At 62.6% G+C, this 16135-nt stretch carries 13 protein-coding genes; 3 read left to right on the top strand and 10 right to left on the bottom strand.

The window, feature by feature from the left end:
- Positions 1-106: 106 nt before the first annotated feature.
- The 3 genes from uspA to C3F38_RS01195 form a co-directional block, all read right to left on the bottom strand.
- Positions 107-544, bottom strand: a complete 438-nt coding sequence (uspA, locus tag C3F38_RS01205) for a universal stress protein UspA (RefSeq protein WP_004930988.1) — start codon at positions 542-544, stop codon at positions 107-109.
- 267 nt (positions 545-811) lie between these two features.
- Positions 812-1720 carry a LysR family transcriptional regulator gene (locus C3F38_RS01200; protein ID WP_038873838.1) on the bottom strand — a complete coding sequence of 303 codons (909 nt, stop codon included), beginning with the start codon at positions 1718-1720 and terminating at the stop codon, positions 812-814.
- Between the two features lie 102 nt (positions 1721-1822).
- On the bottom strand, positions 1823-2596 hold the full coding sequence (locus tag C3F38_RS01195) for an SDR family oxidoreductase (RefSeq protein ID WP_055316865.1): 774 nt from the start codon (positions 2594-2596) through the stop codon (positions 1823-1825).
- A gap of 433 nt (positions 2597-3029) precedes the next feature.
- Here C3F38_RS01195 and uspB point away from each other — a divergent pair, with 433 nt between their 5' ends.
- Entirely contained in the window at positions 3030-3365 is a 336-nt protein-coding gene (gene uspB / locus C3F38_RS01190) for a universal stress protein UspB (protein WP_016930435.1), read from the top strand.
- A gap of 73 nt (positions 3366-3438) precedes the next feature.
- Here uspB and pitA read toward each other — a convergent pair whose 3' ends face one another.
- Positions 3439-4938, bottom strand: coding sequence for an inorganic phosphate transporter PitA (gene pitA / locus C3F38_RS01185; RefSeq protein WP_103791745.1), 1500 nt, complete (start codon positions 4936-4938; stop codon positions 3439-3441).
- Positions 4939-5238: 300 nt separating this feature from the next.
- Here pitA and C3F38_RS01180 point away from each other — a divergent pair, with 300 nt between their 5' ends.
- Entirely contained in the window at positions 5239-6438 is a 1200-nt protein-coding gene (locus C3F38_RS01180; protein ID WP_055316862.1) for an NAD(P)/FAD-dependent oxidoreductase, read from the top strand.
- Between the two features lie 28 nt (positions 6439-6466).
- On the opposite strand, the gene add is transcribed toward C3F38_RS01180, so the two are convergent.
- Together add and C3F38_RS01170 are read right to left on the bottom strand one after the other, a co-directional pair.
- Positions 6467-7459, bottom strand: a complete 993-nt coding sequence (add, locus tag C3F38_RS01175; protein WP_055313436.1) for an adenosine deaminase — start codon at positions 7457-7459, stop codon at positions 6467-6469.
- A gap of 9 nt (positions 7460-7468) precedes the next feature.
- Positions 7469-8410 (bottom strand): nucleoside hydrolase, encoded by a 942-nt coding sequence (locus C3F38_RS01170; protein ID WP_038871515.1) that lies wholly within the window; start codon positions 8408-8410, stop codon positions 7469-7471.
- A gap of 161 nt (positions 8411-8571) precedes the next feature.
- Here C3F38_RS01170 and C3F38_RS01165 point away from each other — a divergent pair, with 161 nt between their 5' ends.
- The gene (locus C3F38_RS01165) at positions 8572-9255 is read left to right on the top strand and encodes a Crp/Fnr family transcriptional regulator (RefSeq protein WP_055316860.1); all 684 of its coding nucleotides are present in this window, start codon (positions 8572-8574) and stop codon (positions 9253-9255) included.
- Here the strand turns inward: C3F38_RS01165 and C3F38_RS01160 are convergent.
- The 4 genes from C3F38_RS01160 to C3F38_RS01145 form a co-directional block, all read right to left on the bottom strand.
- Positions 9252-9665, bottom strand: coding sequence for a VOC family protein (locus tag C3F38_RS01160; RefSeq protein WP_038871509.1), 414 nt, complete (start codon positions 9663-9665; stop codon positions 9252-9254). The genes C3F38_RS01165 and C3F38_RS01160 overlap by 4 nt on opposite strands.
- Positions 9666-9764: 99 nt before the next feature.
- The gene (locus tag C3F38_RS01155) at positions 9765-11945 is read right to left on the bottom strand and encodes a virulence factor SrfC family protein (RefSeq protein WP_055316858.1); all 2181 of its coding nucleotides are present in this window, start codon (positions 11943-11945) and stop codon (positions 9765-9767) included.
- A complete protein-coding gene (locus C3F38_RS01150; RefSeq protein ID WP_199767246.1) occupies positions 11942-14887 on the bottom strand; it encodes a virulence factor SrfB in 2946 nt (981 codons plus the stop codon). Before C3F38_RS01150 ends, C3F38_RS01155 begins: the two co-directional genes overlap by 4 nt.
- Positions 14887-16134, bottom strand: a complete 1248-nt coding sequence (locus C3F38_RS01145; RefSeq protein WP_038871499.1) for an SrfA family protein — start codon at positions 16132-16134, stop codon at positions 14887-14889. Before C3F38_RS01145 ends, C3F38_RS01150 begins: the two co-directional genes overlap by 1 nt.
- Position 16135 lies beyond the last annotated feature (1 nt).

Genomic DNA, 16135 nt, shown 5'->3' with positions numbered 1-16135 from the left:
TATATCATCGGAGGGCGGTTGATTATCAAGCGATTAATCGGCGTAGCGGCATGAAAAACGCCCGCAGGGCGCGGGCGTTGGGCAGTTAAGTTGGCAAGTGCTTACTTTATTCGTCTTCTTCATCGCGCAGCGGCACGATCAGCATATCGATGTGCACGGTATTGATCAGCTGGCGTGCGGAAGACATCAGCTTGCTCCAGAAGTCCTGGTGGTGGCCGCACAGCACCAGGTCCATGTCGTATTTCTTGATGGCATCAACCAATACCTGTGCCAGATCGCCGCTGCCGCTCAGGGTCTCGGTGATCGGGTAGCCGGCGTTCTGCGACAGCTCGGTCAGCGCCTGATGGGTTTCCTCGGAGATGCGTTTTTGCATGTCGCCGAGATTGACGTCGATAAGGCCGGTATAGAGGTCGGAATAGTTGACATCGACGTGGATCAGAGAAACTTTAGCGTTGTACGGCCGCGCCATCGAGACGGCTTTTTCTACCAGGATCTTGCTTTCCGGTGATAGGTCCACCGCGATCAGTATGTGTTTGTAAGCCATAAGAATACTCCTTCCATAAACATGCCGATTAAAAAGGGTTAGCAGGCGTTCCGTTTACCCGCCTGGCGCTTTTGGTTCCATAGTATCATTCGGATAACGCAATGATATGTTGGGGCGATCACACTGCGCCGCATCGAAAATCTCTCCGCCCGATACCTTTCGTTGTACACCCGCGCGGCGTAAAAGCCTATGGATTATGCAGATGCTGACGGTCTGACCGCTTGAATTATAAGCGTTATTAAACAAAGTATAGCGCTAAATGTGCAATCAGCGCTCCAGATGCGGCTGCAGCAGGCTTTCAAACCACTCATGAAACACCGCCAGGCGGCGCGATCGCTGGCGGCGATGGGGGTAGATCAGGGCGATCGGCATGGAAGCGGCGCGGTATCCGGGCAGGACTTCCACCAGTTCACCGGCGTCGAGCAGGTGTTGCACGTCGTAGCGCGGGATCTGCATCAGCCCCAGCCCGGCGCGGCAGCAGGCGATATAGCTTTCGGCGTTGTTGACCACCACCCGGCTGGGCAGTTCGAGCCGTTGCGTATGGCCGTCGTCGGCCAGGTATTCCCAGGGGGATTCGCGGCCGGTTTTGGGCGAGGCGTAGCCGATGCTCCAGTGTCCCTCGACGAGATCGCCGGGCTGGCGCGGGTGGCCGAATTCGCCCAGGTAAGCGGGGCTGGCGCAGTTGATCAGCGCGATATGGCCGAGTGGGCGCATTACCAGGCTGCTGTCGTGCAGATCGCCGACGCGCACCGCGCAGTCGACCCCTTCCTGCACCAGATCGATGGCGCGATCGGCGGAGCCGAGCACCAGCTGCAGATGAGGATGGCGCCGCAGCAGGCCGGGCAGCGCCGGCGCGATCAGCCGGCGGGCGATGCGGCTCGGTACGTCGACGCTGAGCCGGCCGGAGGCCTGGCGCTGGCTGGCCTGAAACGACTGATCGATGTCTTCCACCTCGGCCAGCAGCGGGCGCAGCCGCTCGAGCAGCTGTTCGCCGTCGGCGGTCAGCCGCACCTGCCGCGTGGTGCGGTGCAGCAGGCGCACGCCCAGTTGCGTTTCCAGCTGTTGCACGGCGGCGGACACCGAGGCGCGCGGCACCTCCAGCGCATGGGCCGCCCGGATAAAGCTGCCCATTTCCGCCACCTGTACGAATACGCGGTATTGATTGAATCTGTCCATCTCGTTACCTGCTGTTCCTTGGCGCCGTTTCTGACAGAGAGTGTAGCCGCATGGCGCGGTTGCGCGCGAGCAGGTGCGGGGGCATCTGTGCCCCCGTCGAACTTATTTGGTGGTGTAGCCGCCGTTGATCAGGATGGTTTGGCCGGTTACCCACCAGCCGTCGCTGACCAGGTGGCGGATGAACGGCACCACGTCTTCGATATCGGTCAGGCCGGTTTTGCTGAACGGCGACAGCGCCGCCGCCGTTTTGTGGTAGGCCACGGCGTCCGCACCCTCCGCCGGGTAGAAGAACGGGGTGTCCATCGGGCCGGGGCCGACCGCCGTCACGGAGATACCGCGTTCGCCGAACTCCTTGGCGGCGGCGCGGGTGAAGTGTTCCACCGGCGCTTTGGTACCGGCGTAAGCGGCGTAAAACGGCGTGAAGGCGCCGAGCAGCGAGGTGACCAGCGTGCAGATTTTACCGTTGTCGTTGAGGTGTTTGCCCGCCTCTTTCAGGAAGAAGAACGCGGTTTTGGCGTTGACCGCCGTCATCTCGTCGTACTCGGCTTCGCTGATGTCGACCATCGGCTTTTTCAGCACTTTGCCGACGGTATTGATGGCGATATCCGGCCTGCCGACGGTGGCGACCGTATCGGCGAACAGCTTTTCGACCGCGCCCGCGGTGGTGAGATCGGCCTGCAGCGCGATGCCTTGCGCCCCGGCGGCCTGAATGGCGGCGACGGTTTTTTCCGCTTCGGCTTGGGAAGCGGCGCTGTTGTAGTGGATCACCACCGCTTTGGCGCCTTGTTCAGCCAAATCGCGTGCGATCAGCCCGCCGAGGTTTTTGGCGCCGCCGGCGATGAGGACGGTTTTTCCCTTGATTGAATGGTTTGCCATAACAGTTTCCTTGGATGAGCGTAATGGAAACCTGAGTCTAGCCAGCGTGGGGGGAAAGATCAGCGGCGTAGGGCGGGATAGACTATCCAGAAAAACCGACCAATCACCGGCCGGCGGTTAGTCGTTAGCCCGCCCCGGCGGAGGGCGTTTCGGCGCGGGGTGGTAAATTTTATCCACTGATCAGGCCAGTTTGCGTTTCATTAACCTACAATGATGGATATGGGCCTCATCATTTCCCCTCTGAGTGGAACCACGCTGTGCAAATCTCTCTGTGCGGTGCGGTAACGTCTCGGGAGGCGGTGGGTTATGGGCGTGGCCCGTGCAGGCAAAAAAGGGGATGAGAGCGGTAAGCTCCAGCAGAGTATCGGGTAATGAGGTAGGGCGGTTGGACCCGGCGGATGGCCGCGGATAACAACGCCTTGAGGGGGCAATCATGATCAGTACCGTCGCGCTGTTTTGGGCCTTATGTGTGGTGTGTGTGGTAAACATGGTGCGGTATTACTCTTCTCTGCGCGCGCTGCTGGTGGTATTGCGCGGCTGTGACCCGCTGCTGTACCAATACGTCGACGGCGGCGGTTTCTTCACCGCCCACGGGCAACCCAGCAAGCAGCTGAGGCTGGTGCGCTATATCTTTGCGCAACGCTATGTCGAGCACCACGATCCGGAGTTTATTCGCCGCTGCGAGCGGGTGCGCGGGCAGTTTATGCTGACCTCGGCCCTGTGCGGCCTGGTGGTCATCAGCCTGATAGCGCTGATGATTTGGTATTAATGCCTTCCTGTTTCCCTTGATGCAGGCAAAAAAAAGGCGGCCTTTCGGCCGCCTTTCTCATGATGCTTATCGCTTAGATCAGCTTCAACGCGACCCAATACAGCGCACCGGAAAGCAGAATCGAGATTGGCAGGGTCAGTACCCAGGCCAACAGGATGTTCTTCACGGTTTTGCTCTGCACGCCGCCGTCCACGATCATCGTCCCGGCAACCGCCGAAGAGAGGACGTGGGTGGTGGAGACCGGCATGCCGGTATAGCTCGCCACGCCGATCGACAGCGCTGCGGTCATCTGGGCCGACACGCCCTGGGCGTAGGTCATGCCTTTCTTGCCGATCTTCTCGCCGATGGTGGTGGCCACGCGTTTCCAGCCCACCATGGTGCCGAGCGACAGCGCCAGCGCGACGGCGACGATGATCCACATCGGCGCGTACTCGACGGTCTGCAGCAGATCCTGACGCAGGTTCTTCAGGAAGCGCTGGTCGGCGGATGAGGTTTCCGGCAGCTTGGCGACTTTATCCGCCGTGTCGGTCACGCACATCAGCAGGCGGCGCAGGTGGCTGCGCTGTTCAACCGTCAGCTGATCGTAGCTTTGCAGGTTGGTCAGCATGCCCTGAGCCAGCTCGATCGCCGGCATGGCGCGCGAACTGTCGCAGTGGAACTCAGCCGGCTTGTTCGGTGCAGCTTCATCATCCGGGCTTGGCACCAGCGGCGTCAGCGACACCGCATGCGACAGCGCGTCGCCGTGCTGCTGGTAATATTGCTGCAGGTGGCTCACGGCATCACGCGTACGGGTGATGTCATAACCGGTTGCATTCATATTGACCACGAAGCCGGCCGGCGCAACGCCGATCAGCACCAGCATGATAAGGCCGATGCCTTTCTGGCCGTCGTTGGCGCCGTGCGAGAAGCTGACGCCAATCGCCGACAGGATCAGTGCGATACGGGTCCAGAACGGCGGCTTACGTTTGCCGTCGACCTTTTCACGTTCCGCAGGGGTCATGTGGATACGCTGGCGTTTCTTGGTGCCACTCCAATAGCGGCGCAAGGCGAACACCATCACTCCCGCCACCATCATGCCGACCAGCGGCGAGAACAGCAGAGAAAGGAAAATACCAATCATTTTCGGGACGTTAAGCGCATCCACCACCGAAGTGTGGGTCATCAGGGCATTGGTTAAACCGACACCGATGATGGCGCCTATCAGCGTATGGGAACTGGAGGCCGGCAGACCGAAATACCAGGTGCCGAGGTTCCAGATGATTGCCGCCAACAGCATGGAGAAGACCATGGCTAGTCCGTGTGCTGAACTGACGTTCAACAACAGATCGGTAGGCAGCAAGTGGACGATGGCGTAAGCAACACTCAAACCGCCGAGCATTACGCCAAGAAAGTTGAACAAACCTGCCATCACGACCGCAAGTTGCGAGCGCATGGCGCGGGTATAAATAACTGTAGCGACCGCATTGGCCGTATCATGAAAACCGTTGATGGCTTCATAAAACAACACGAACAACAATGCGAGAATTAACATCAGGCCGGTATGGAAATCCAGGCCAGCGAACAAATGCAGCATAAGCGTTACGCCAGTTTGTGGACATGAACGCCGCGCATTATCAGTGACAACCGGGGCTGGGGAAAAGGAAAATATGACGTTTTTTTGATTTGGACATGACGAAATGATGGCGTGTCTATAACAAAAATATGGAATATCAACGCGTTACTCTCCTCTGACCTCTGTAATATTTTCTTACTATGGCGTTGGCGGCGCCGGGGCTTTACAATCTGCCGCCGTGAATTTGGCGGTGACCGGCGGCGAAACGGCGTAATATGGCGCTCTTTTGTCGCGATTGTGGTTTTGATAAGTGAGGCTCAGGTGGAACAGTTTGATGTCGTAGTGATTGGGGCGGGCGCCGCCGGCATGTTTTGCGCCGCGCAGGCGGGGCAACTCGGTTGCCGCGTGTTGCTGCTCGACAACGGCAAAAAACCGGGCCGCAAGATCCTGATGTCCGGCGGCGGGCGCTGCAACTTCACCAATATGTATGCCGAGCCGGCGGCCTATCTGTCGAACAACCCGCACTTCTGCAAGTCGGCGTTGGCGCGCTATACCCAGTGGGACTTCATCGATCTGATCAACCGCTACGGCATCGCCTACCATGAAAAAACGCTGGGGCAGCTGTTCTGCGACGACTCGGCGCAGCAGGTGGTGGATCTGCTGGTCAAAGAGTGCGAACTGGGCCAGGTGACGATGCGCCTGCGCAGCGAAGTGCTGGGCGTGGAGAAAACCGAACATGGCTACGCGCTGGCGCTGAATGGTGAAAAAGTGAGTGCTCGCTCACTTGTGGTAGCCAGCGGCGGTTTGTCCATGCCGGGGCTGGGCGCTTCGCCGTTCGGTTACAAGCTGGCGGAGCAGTTCGGCCTCAAGGTGCTGCCGACGCGCGCCGGGCTGGTGCCTTTTACCCTGCATAAGCCGCTGCTGGAGCATGTGCAGACGCTGTCCGGCGTCTCGGTGCCGACGGTGATCACCGCCGAGAACGGCGTCAGCTTCCGTGAAAGCATCCTGTTCACCCATCGCGGCCTGTCCGGCCCGGCGGTGCTGCAGCTGTCCAGCTACTGGCAACCGGGTGAGTATGTGAGCGTTAACTTACTTCCTGATCTGGATTTGGCGACCTTCCTGGATGACCAGCGTCGCCAGCATCCGAATCAAAGCCTGAAAAACACCCTGGCGTTGCACTTGCCGAAGCGGCTGGTGGAATGCTTGCAAACGTTGGGACAACTGCCGGAGGCCACGCTGAAGCAGCTGAATGCGCCGCAGCAGGCGGCGCTGGTGGATCTGTTGCAGAACTGGCGCGTGCAGCCGAACGGCACCGAAGGTTACCGCACGGCGGAAGTGACGCTCGGCGGCGTCGACACCAACGAACTTTCCTCCAAGACGATGGAAGCCCACAAGGCGCCGGGGCTCTATTTTATCGGCGAAGTGGTGGACGTGACCGGGTGGTTGGGCGGCTACAACTTCCAGTGGGCCTGGAGCTCTGCCTGGGCGTGCGCCCAGGCGTTGGCGGCGCAGGAGCGTTAAAAGCCGCTCAGCCTTGAAACGTACCGGGTCACATTGGCCCGGTCTTGAGCTGATTCATTAATTTTATTTTAGTATCGCCGTCGAGAAAACTCGCTTCCAGCGCCTGTCGGTTGCTGCGGTTAAAATCGTCATCCTGCCAGCCGAAGGCGTCATGCAACAGCTGGTACTCTTTGTTCAGCGTGGTATCGGCGACGGTGCGCGCATCGGTATTCACGTTCAGCCGCACTCCCATCCTTTTCAGCCGGTCTATCGGGTGACTGTCGATGCTGTCGAACAGATTGCAGACGAGATTGCAGCTGGGGCAGATCTCGAGCAGGACGCCGGTGGCTACCAGGCGCCCGATAAGCGCAGTATCCTCGATGCTCCTGACGCCGTGGCCGATGCGCGACACCTGCAGCCAATCCAGCGTTTCCCGTACGCTGTCGGCGCCCTTCGCCTCGCCGGCGTGGGCGATGACGTTGCCGCCGGCTTCGCGCACCGCCCGAAAGGCCGCTACGTGATTGGCCAGCGGGTAACGCGCTTCGTCGGCGGCCAAATCCAGCGCGACCACGCCGCGGCCCAGAAAGTTAACCACGAGCCCGGCGGTTTGCAGGCTGGCGGCCGCATCGAAATGCCGCAGCGTGCACAGGATCAGCCCGGCGGCGATGCCGTAAGTTTGCGCGGCGTCACGCATCGCGGCGAGCACCGTCTCGACCACCGCTTCACCGCTTAACCCCATCCGGGTATGCAGCAGCGGGGCAAAGCGCACTTCCGCATAGATGACGTTATCCGCCGCCAGCTGCGCGAACAAGTCATCGACGGCCAGCGTTATCGCCTGGTGCGTCTGCAGGAGGTCTATTTGTGGTGCGATCTTGTTTAAAAAGTCCCCGAGATCGGCGCATCGTTTCGGCGCGATAAATTGCCGATTAAAGGCCGTTCTGGTTATTTGCGGGTCGATCTTTTTGACATAGTGGTAGCTTAAACAGGTATCCAAATGGACGTGCAATTCCACTTTCTTCAATATTCTTGGATCGAATTTCATACGGGCCACTTATTTCATTAACGGCTGAGATAACAACGAAAACAGTTTTTCTTTAAACAGGCCGGGTTTAATGCGGGTGATCACGCGGGCATTGGCCGGTTCGCCGGTCAGGTGGGTGGAATCAATGACGTAATGGCCGTAAGACCTTTCACTTTTATATTCTACCCAGGAATACGCCTCCAGACTGGTCTCGACGATGTCCGGGTAGAGCGCCACCGCCATGGCGGTCGGATCGGGTAAATCAAAACCTTTACGCTCGCTGCGCCCGGCGTTGAACGCCATCAGCGTGCGATTGCAGCGCACGGTAAAGCGCCCCAGTTTGCCGAGATGATGCAATCGTTCAATATCGTCCTCGTCAATAAACGCTTCCCCCATCCCGATCTCCCAACCGACGAGGGTGAGCGGCAGCCCGGCATTCAGCACCAGATGGGCGGCCTCAGCGTCGGCGTAGAAGTTAAATTCGGCCAGCGGGGTAATATTGCCCGGCGTCAGCCCGGAACCGCCCATGACATAAACCCTTTTCACTTGTTCGGCCAGCGCGGGCGCTTTCAGCACCGCCATCGCGAGATTGGTCAGCGGGCCGAGAGTGACGATCTCCAACTCGCCAGGGCGTCGTGCGGCGCAGTCGATGATGGCGTCCACGGCATGCATGGGGTCGGCGGTCAGCTGCGGTTCGGGCAAGGCCATGTCGCCCATGCCGTCTTCGCCGTGAATGTGGTGCGAGTGATAGCGCGTGCGGAACAGCGGTTTCGCCATGCCGGCGTATACCGGAGGGGCATAGGTTCCCGCTTTTTCCACGCAGATAAGCGCATTTTTGACGCATTGTTCAAGCGGGCAGTTGCCTGCGACCGTGGTGATCGCTTCCACCCTCACGTCAGGCTCGCGCAACGCCATCAGCAAGGCGACGGCATCGTCGGAGGCGGTATCGGTATCTATCAAAATATGTCGCATGGCAGTCTCCTTGGGTGGGGTCTGCGGAGAAAATACCCAGACGGTCCGAGGCAAAAAAGGTCAGATGTCCTGTTTCGTTCGGAAGCGCGCCGGCTATTCTGGGCGCAGCTGAAAAGATAGGATGCAAGACGTTAACGGATAAGCCCTGGGAGTAAATCGCCGTGAAAACTGTCGGTGACAGCAAGCTAAAAGAAGCGTTTATCGAAGCTCACGATCTGCGAACGGCGCTTTCGCCCCCGCTGTTGGCCGCCTTGCGCCTGGTCAGGGTCGAGGCCGGTGAATACCTGGTGACGCAAAGCGATCGGTTGACCCACCTGTTTTTTCTCGTGCAGGGAAAATTGCAGGTTGAGAATTACGATGTGAACGGCATGCACATCGTCTTTTCCTTCGAAACGGATTTCTCCGTGATAGGCGATCTGGAGCTGTTCTCCCAGGCGCAGCGGGCGGTGTTCAGCACCGTTCAGGCGGTTACGGACGCGCTGATCTTCAGGCTGCCTATTGACGTCATCAAAGAGCGGGCCATGCACAATCCTGTTTTCCTCGCCTTTATGTGCCGGCAGTTGAGCGACAAGCTGCTTAACGCTTCATTGCTGCATGCGAGCGGCGGCTTAACGGCAGAATATAAGTTGCGCAAATTTCTGTTATTTAAAATAAAGCAGGAAGGCGTGCAGATTCAGCTCGAAAACAGGGAGTTGCTGGCGGGCAGATTAGGGATCTCCGTCAGGCAGCTGAGCCGCGCGTTGGCGCAGCTCGCGGCGGACGGTATTATTCAGTTTAAAAACAAATCGCTACGGGTGGTGGATAGCCAACGGCTGGCCGACATCAACGGGAGCGCCAGGATCTAGCCGATCGCCGGCCCCTTAAGCTCGATGCGATTGCCGTCCGGATCGCTGAAGTAAATCGACGGTCCGTCGCCTTCCGCGCCGTAGCGCGATTCAGCAGGATCGACGGCGATCCCTTGCGATCGCAGATAGGCCAGCAGTTCGTCTTCGTTGAAAGGATCGATGCGCAGGCAGAGGTGATCGACATTTTGCCGGTGAGGATCGGGCGCATCGCCGCCTTTTTTTCCAAGCTGGCCGTTAACGTCGACCAGATCAATCATGGCCGCCCCGGCGTGCAGGTGCATCAGCCCCAAATCCGGCCGCCGTTTGGCGATATCACAGCCGACGATCTGGGTATAAAAATGCAGGCTTTTCTGCATATCGCGCACGCGCAGAACCACATGGTCGATAGTCTTCAGGCTGAAAGGGGGCATGATTTTCTCCCAGAATCGCGGCGTTACTCATCAGCATAATCGGCAACGCCCGATTTATCCCGTTTTCTCCCCCTATTGCTTTGCTGCCAGAGCCGCCGCTTAGCGCAGGGTTGCCACGATCCCTTCCAACGCCGCGCGCTGCGCCTCGCCGAGCGCGCTTTCCGTCGCCGCATTCTCCGCCAGCAGGGTTTGCAGGCCAATCAGCCAGTCATAGATATAAAACGCGGTGTTTTTGGTCGGCGTCGGCGCCAGCCGGGTTAACCGCTGCTGGCGGCTCCAGTCCACCGCCGGCTGCGGCGGTGGGGTAAAGATCGGCTGGCCGGGATTGACGCGGCTCTCGGGGCGCGTTGCCGCATCGCGCCGCTGGAAGCCGAGCCAGGCGACGAAGTCGCCCAGTATCGCCAGCGCCTGGCTGATTTGCCGATCTTCGCACTGGTCCGGCAGGCCCCCGGCGCACAGCGCGCGTTCCAGCTCATCATCGAGCCGCAGGCGGCAGGCGGCGCCGATCAGCGCATCAACCAGCAGTTCCAGGTGCGGCTTTTCGACGCCGAGCAGCTCCAGCAACCGACGGCTGTCCGGCAGGCTGCGCAGATGGTTGATCCAATCCGCGAATACCCGCGCGGCAAAGGATGACGCGGGGGGCTCGCCGGGTGCCGGGGTTTCCGGTGCGCCGAACAGATCGATATCGAGCCCGAACGGCGCTGGCGTCACCGTCGGGGCCGGCGCGGCGTGCTGCTGTTGCTGATAAAGCTGGCGCAACGTATCGCGCTGCGGTAACAGCCGTTCCAGCAGTTCGCCGTGGCGGCCGGCCTGCGCCTGCAGCGCTCGCAGCAGCTGCTGGCCGCGTTGCTGCGCCGCGTGTGGATCGATGGCGGTGAGCCAGTTGCCGAGCAGGCTTTCCGTCAGCTCGCGCTGCAACTCTTCGCGCTGTTCGAGCAGGCGCGCTTGCTTCTGGGCCGGGCGCGCCTGGGCGGCCAGGTAGCTCACCATACGGCGGCAATCCTGTTCATCCAGCGCCAGCAGCGTGGCCCAGCTGTCGCCGGGCTCGCCGACCTGGCGCTGTACGGCGTCGTCGGGGCGCGCTTTGCCTGCCCCGCGTTGATCGAACGGTGTGATCGCCCAGATCAGGCCAGGCTGGCGGCGCTGGCGCAGCGCCGGGGTTTCCCCCTGAGTCTGGTTGACCCAGTTGGCGAGCGCCTGGCCGATGCGGGCGGCGTCCTGTGGCGTGGCGGCGGCATCGGCCACCAGCAGCAGGTTGGCGTGCAGGCCGTCTGCGCAGCGGGACAGCAAATGGGCGCGTTTCGCCTGTTGCAGCCGCTGCGTTGGTTCCGCCTGCGGGCAGGCGCGGCTGCCGGGCAGGTCGATCAGCGCCACGTCGGCGGGCAGGCCCGCCTGCGCCGTTTGCGGTAGAACGGTGGTGACTTCGGCGGTCAGCCAGGTCAGATCGCTCAGCGCGATCTCCCGTTCACCGCCGTGTTCGGCCATCACGACGATCGTCGCGTTTTCCGCTGCGGCGCTCGCGGTCAGCAGCGGCAAGGCGCGGTGCGAAGCATGAACCTGTCGGCTGCCGCCGAGGGCATGCAGCGTGTGTGCCAGCTGGCGATAATGCGCCGTCAGCGTTGTTTCCTCTCCCCACAGCGGCGCAAACAGGCGCGCGCGATCGTCGATGCTCAACTGCGGCGCCAGCGCCACGGCCTGCGGCCAGAAATGCCTGTCCAGCGTCTGTTGCCCCTTGTCGCCGTGGCGGCGTTGGCTATCCCACAGCGTCAGCACATCGCTGTCGCTGAGGCCGTCGAGGGCGACGGTTTGGCGGTGGCGCGCCAACGCTTGCAGATGGCGGGCGATCGCGCGGGCGTCCCAGTCCAGCCGGAAGCCGCCCATCGCGGCGGCATCGAGCGTGATGGCCAGCCACTGCGCTTCATCGAGCAGCGCGAGGGCGAGCGGATACTCGGCGCACGGCGACGGCGCGGCGGCGCCGTAACGCACCGCCAGCGCGGCGTCTGCGTGCAGCCTTTCTGCGCCGGGGGCCAGCGCCGCCAGCAGGTGGGCCTTGGCGGCGGTGTTGTGGCCGTACAGGCCGATAGCGACCTGCTCAGGTTGCGCATTCGCCAATTGCAGCGCGCGGTTATGGCAACGGCGCAGGCGCAGCGTCAGGCGATCCGCCTCCTGTTCCAAACGAGTGGACTGCCGGCGCGCGGCGTCCACCCAGGCGATCGCCTGCAGAATGCCGGTGCTGAGTGCGTGGTTCGGGGCCGATTGGGCGGTAGTGGTGGCTTTCATCGTGGGTAAATGCTCCCGCTGTCTATCCAGTAGTGGGTCGCGCCGGAGGCGCTGGCAGCCAGGGTATTGAGTTTCAGTTGCAGATGGTGCGCCGGGACGGGGCTGCCGTCGGCCAGCAACGCCTGCGCGATCTTGACGCTTTCTGCGCCCTGTTCGGCGCTGGCGGTAATGGCCAGCCGCAGGGTGATCACCGCATCGCCGGCCAGTTTGCGCGCCAGCTGGGCGTCATTGATGGTCAGCGTATAGAGCGGCGAGGCCGGCCAGCGTTCGTTGTCCAGTTGGCGAAAGCCCAGGCGCAGCGGGCCGCGCAGCTGGAAGCTGCCGGCGGGGTCGAGCGCGAAGTCGGCGCGATCCAGATCGATGTCGCGGTAATAGACGTTATCGTCCGCCAGCATGTTGTTGCCGTCCAGCATGCCCAGATGGCGAATGGTGGAGTAGGGCTGGAAATCGCCGACGTTGAAGTAAAAGCTCTCCAGGCGCAGGTCGATCGCCAACAGGCACAGCATGGCACCCACCGCGGCGGTGGATTTCGGGTTGTCGATGCGGCCGCGTTTGTTGAACGGGTACCAGCTGCGGGTGTGGTAGCCCTCGAGCGGCAGAATGCGGCTGGCGGGCAGCGGCTGCAGATGGCGCAGCAGCGCCTGCACGCCGGGGAAACGCGCCGGGCGGCCGGTCAACAGCAGCACGTCGCAGGTATACAGCGCCACCACCTCGGCCAGCAGGCGCAGGCAGCGGCCGATGCCGATGCGATCGGACAAGAAGGCGGCGTGCAGATCGGCCAGGCGGATCACCAGCGGGGTGTGCAGAATATCGAAGGCGTCGCTGTCGGCTTCGCGCTGCACCTCGCCGTTGATAAACGCCAGCACCTGCGGCGTCGGCGGCTGCGGCAGCAGGTCGCCCAGGCTGGCGGCGATTTCCGCCCGGCTGTCCAGCGGATCGTATTCTTCATAGGCGCCGAGCAGCGCGCGTCCGGCGGGCATGAAAATCTGCAGCGCGGCCTGCTGACGCAGGGTGGAAAGCCCGTCCATGCGCCCTTCGTTGCCGAACAGCCTGTCCATCAACGCCGGGGCGGCGTTCACGCCGGCGGCTTCGAACGCCTGCTGCACGGCGGGCAGGATAAACTGCTGGATGGCGTCCAGCAGGATATCGTCGCCGGCGACTTTAAAGCCCTCGCGGAACAGCAGGCGCGGGTTGATTTTGATGTTGTTGCCCACGCCGTCGTCGAGCGAATAGTGCGTGATCGCCAGATCCGTGGTGCCGCCGCCGATGTCGATGGAGGCGATGCGCAGCGTTTTTCCCGCCTGCTCACCCGGCGCCAGCGGCCGGTCGGGCCGGGCCATGGCGGCGAAAAAGGCGTCGGTGCGGCCGGCGAAGTTCACCTGGGTTTCATTGTACAGATAGACCATCTGGCCACAGGTGGCCTCGTCCCACTCCATCTGCACCTGAGGCACCGGGAAGCGGGCGTGCGCGCCGTCGAACGGCGCATCCTGCGGGTGCCAGCCGAGGGCCTTCCACACCAGCCCGATCGCTTCCTGCATGCGGCGGCGGAAGATCTCTCGCTCCGGTTTCGGCATGGCCGAAGGCAGCGTCAGAATGATGGCGCGCAAACGGCGCGGCGCGGCGGCGTTCGGCATGCGGCTGCGCTGGGCGATGCTGTTGATCTGCATCAGCGCCTGCGCCAACAGCTCGGCGAGCATCAGCGTCATCACCGCGCTGCGGCTGTAATGGGCGGCGAACACCGGCAGCCGTTGCGCCGTCGGCAGGGCAGACAGCGGCACGCCTTCGTCGTTGATGAGGGTGGTCAACGGCGCGGCGGCGGCCATCGGCTCGTGCCGCTCGTTGAAGCGCCAGCCGGGCGCATAGCGCTCCTCGTCCCACAGGTAGCGGCGCGGGCTGGAAATGCCGGTAGTGCCTTCGTGGCCCGTTCGCCGCTGCGCCAGCTGCGCGGCTTCGCGGCCGACGCGGGTGATGGAGGGCCACTGGAAGGCGTCGTCGCGCCCGCTCTGGAACGACAGATGCGGCTTGCCGAAGCTGGCCTGAGAAAACTCCACCCGGCTCTCGAACAGTTCGTTGTAGACGCGGTGCGGTTCGGACAGCGAACGCAGCTGCAGCTCGTAGGTTTGCTTCAGGCCGTTGCTCTCTTCCGGGTGGTCTTCGACCAGCACGCCGCAGGTGTGCGAGTTGCCGACATCCAGCACCAGATCGACGTCGATCGCCGGTTGCTGCAGCGTCGCCGCCACCATTTTTATCTGCGGTACCGCCAGCTGATGGCTGAGCATGTGCAGCAGATTGAGGTAGTGCGCCTGATACTCGAAGGTTTTCAGCCCGGCGTTGATCTCCACTTCGGCGCGCTGCTCCCGCTCGGCGGCGCGCTGGCTGAACGCTTCGCGCAGCCAGCCGTCTACCCAGGTCAGATCGAGAAACTCGCCCAGCTCGTGGTTGCGGTGCGCCAGCGCGAAGTTCAGCCCGGTGCCGAGATCGCTTTCGCCCGGCGCCAGAGTCTCTTGGCCGGGCGCGGCGGCGCGGGTGTCGAAGGCCAGCACCACGCGCAGCAGGTTGCCGTCCTGATCCGGTTCATCCAGCTGCACCACCTGCAGGCGCGCCCAGTTGTCCGGGCCCGACAAAAACAGGCCCGCCGGGGTGTGGCGCAAGAAGGGCAGCGGCAGCCAGAGCTTATCCAGCAGGCGCAGCGACTGCTGCAGCGGATAGCTGAACTCCGGCCGCACCACTTCGGCGGCCTGGTTGCCCACGGCCGGCAGCTGGTATTTGCCGCTCTCGGCCTCCCATTGCAGGCGCAGCAGCGGGCCGCTGGCGGTCTTGCGCACGAATTTGCCGGGAAACTCGGCGTCCAGCAGCGGCGTCAGGGCAAAGTCCAGCAACTGAATGCCGCTGTCCTGAATCAGCGTAATGCCGTGTTTGTAGTCCGTAAGGGGTGCCAGCATCATTTACTCTCGCGCTTGAACGTCATGGGATAGGTGGTGTCCGCATCGTAGCGGCCGGTGCACTCCGCCGCGCCGGTTTCGCCCTGGCGGCAAACGATCTCCGGGATCTGGTAGCGGCTGCCGTCGCTGCAGCGCGCCTTGGTGCGGCTGTTGATCACCAGATTGCCGGACTGCATCAGCCCGGCTTCGACCGCCACCCGGCAGCTGACGCCGTCGCCGTAGGCGATGATGGCGTTGCCTTTGCCGCCGTTCAGACGGTATTGCAGGCCGGGGCGTTTGCCGGTGATTGGGTCTTTCAGCGCCACCGTGGCGCGCCATTTGCCGTTAAGGAAACGGGTGGAGCCGGCCTTCACCGCCTCGGGCGGCAGCACCAGCGCATTTTTGTCCGCCGGCTGCGGGATGACCGGTGCCGGTGGCGGCGGCATCAGCGTCGCGTGCGCCAGCGGCAAGCGCAGTTTGGGCAACGGCGCGGCGGCTTTTTCCGGCGGGGCCGGATGCTGGACCTCCGCCGGCATCGCCGGTTGCGGCGGCGAGCGGTGCAGCCAGGCGGCCAGCGCCGCACTGCCTAGCAGCAGCACGGGAAAGAGCCAGAGAGCATAGCGCCGGCGCGGGCGAACGGCGGCAGGGGATTCGATAGGCGCTGCCGGGGCGGGCGCCGGTTCGGGCTCGGCGGCCGGGGCCGGTTTTACCGGTTCGACAACGGCCGGTTTACGCGGAGCGGCGGCGATCGGCGCCGGTTTTTCCACTTCGACTTTCACCTCTGCTTCGATCGGGCGCAGGCAGGCCAACGGATCGTCCGGGCTCTGCGCCTGCGGCTTGATAAAGCCCCAGAAGGTCAGCACCGGCCGGTCGTCCACCAGATAAACGTGGTTGGGATCGGGCATGTGCATCGCTTTGGCCAGCAGCGCGCCGAACAGGCGATGGCTGGGGTGATCGGTCGCCTGGGCCTGTTCCGTCAGGCTGCGAAAGGTCGTCAGGCAGTGTTCCAGGTGGCGCACCGCCTGCGCGCGCTGGGCATCGCTTGCCGCCAGCCAGGAGGTGACCTTGCCGGGGAAGGGCGCATACCAGTCGATGCGGGTGCCGCTTTCGTTCGGTTGGGGGATCGCCAGACAGTCGGCGGCCTGCTGCTGCCGGCGAAGACGCAGGGTTTCCCGCAGCTGCTGCGCGCAGGCGTAGACCGGTTGCCCGTTTTCGCCTAAAGCCAGCACATCATCCAAACTGCCACTGCGTAAGAAGGGTTTCACCACG

Source organism: Serratia sp. SSNIH1, from assembly GCF_002935055.1.
GTDB classification, from domain to species: domain Bacteria; phylum Pseudomonadota; class Gammaproteobacteria; order Enterobacterales; family Enterobacteriaceae; genus Serratia; species Serratia nevei.
The sequence above is the reverse complement of the archived record's forward strand: the minus strand, read 5'-3'. Positions and strand labels throughout refer to the sequence as shown.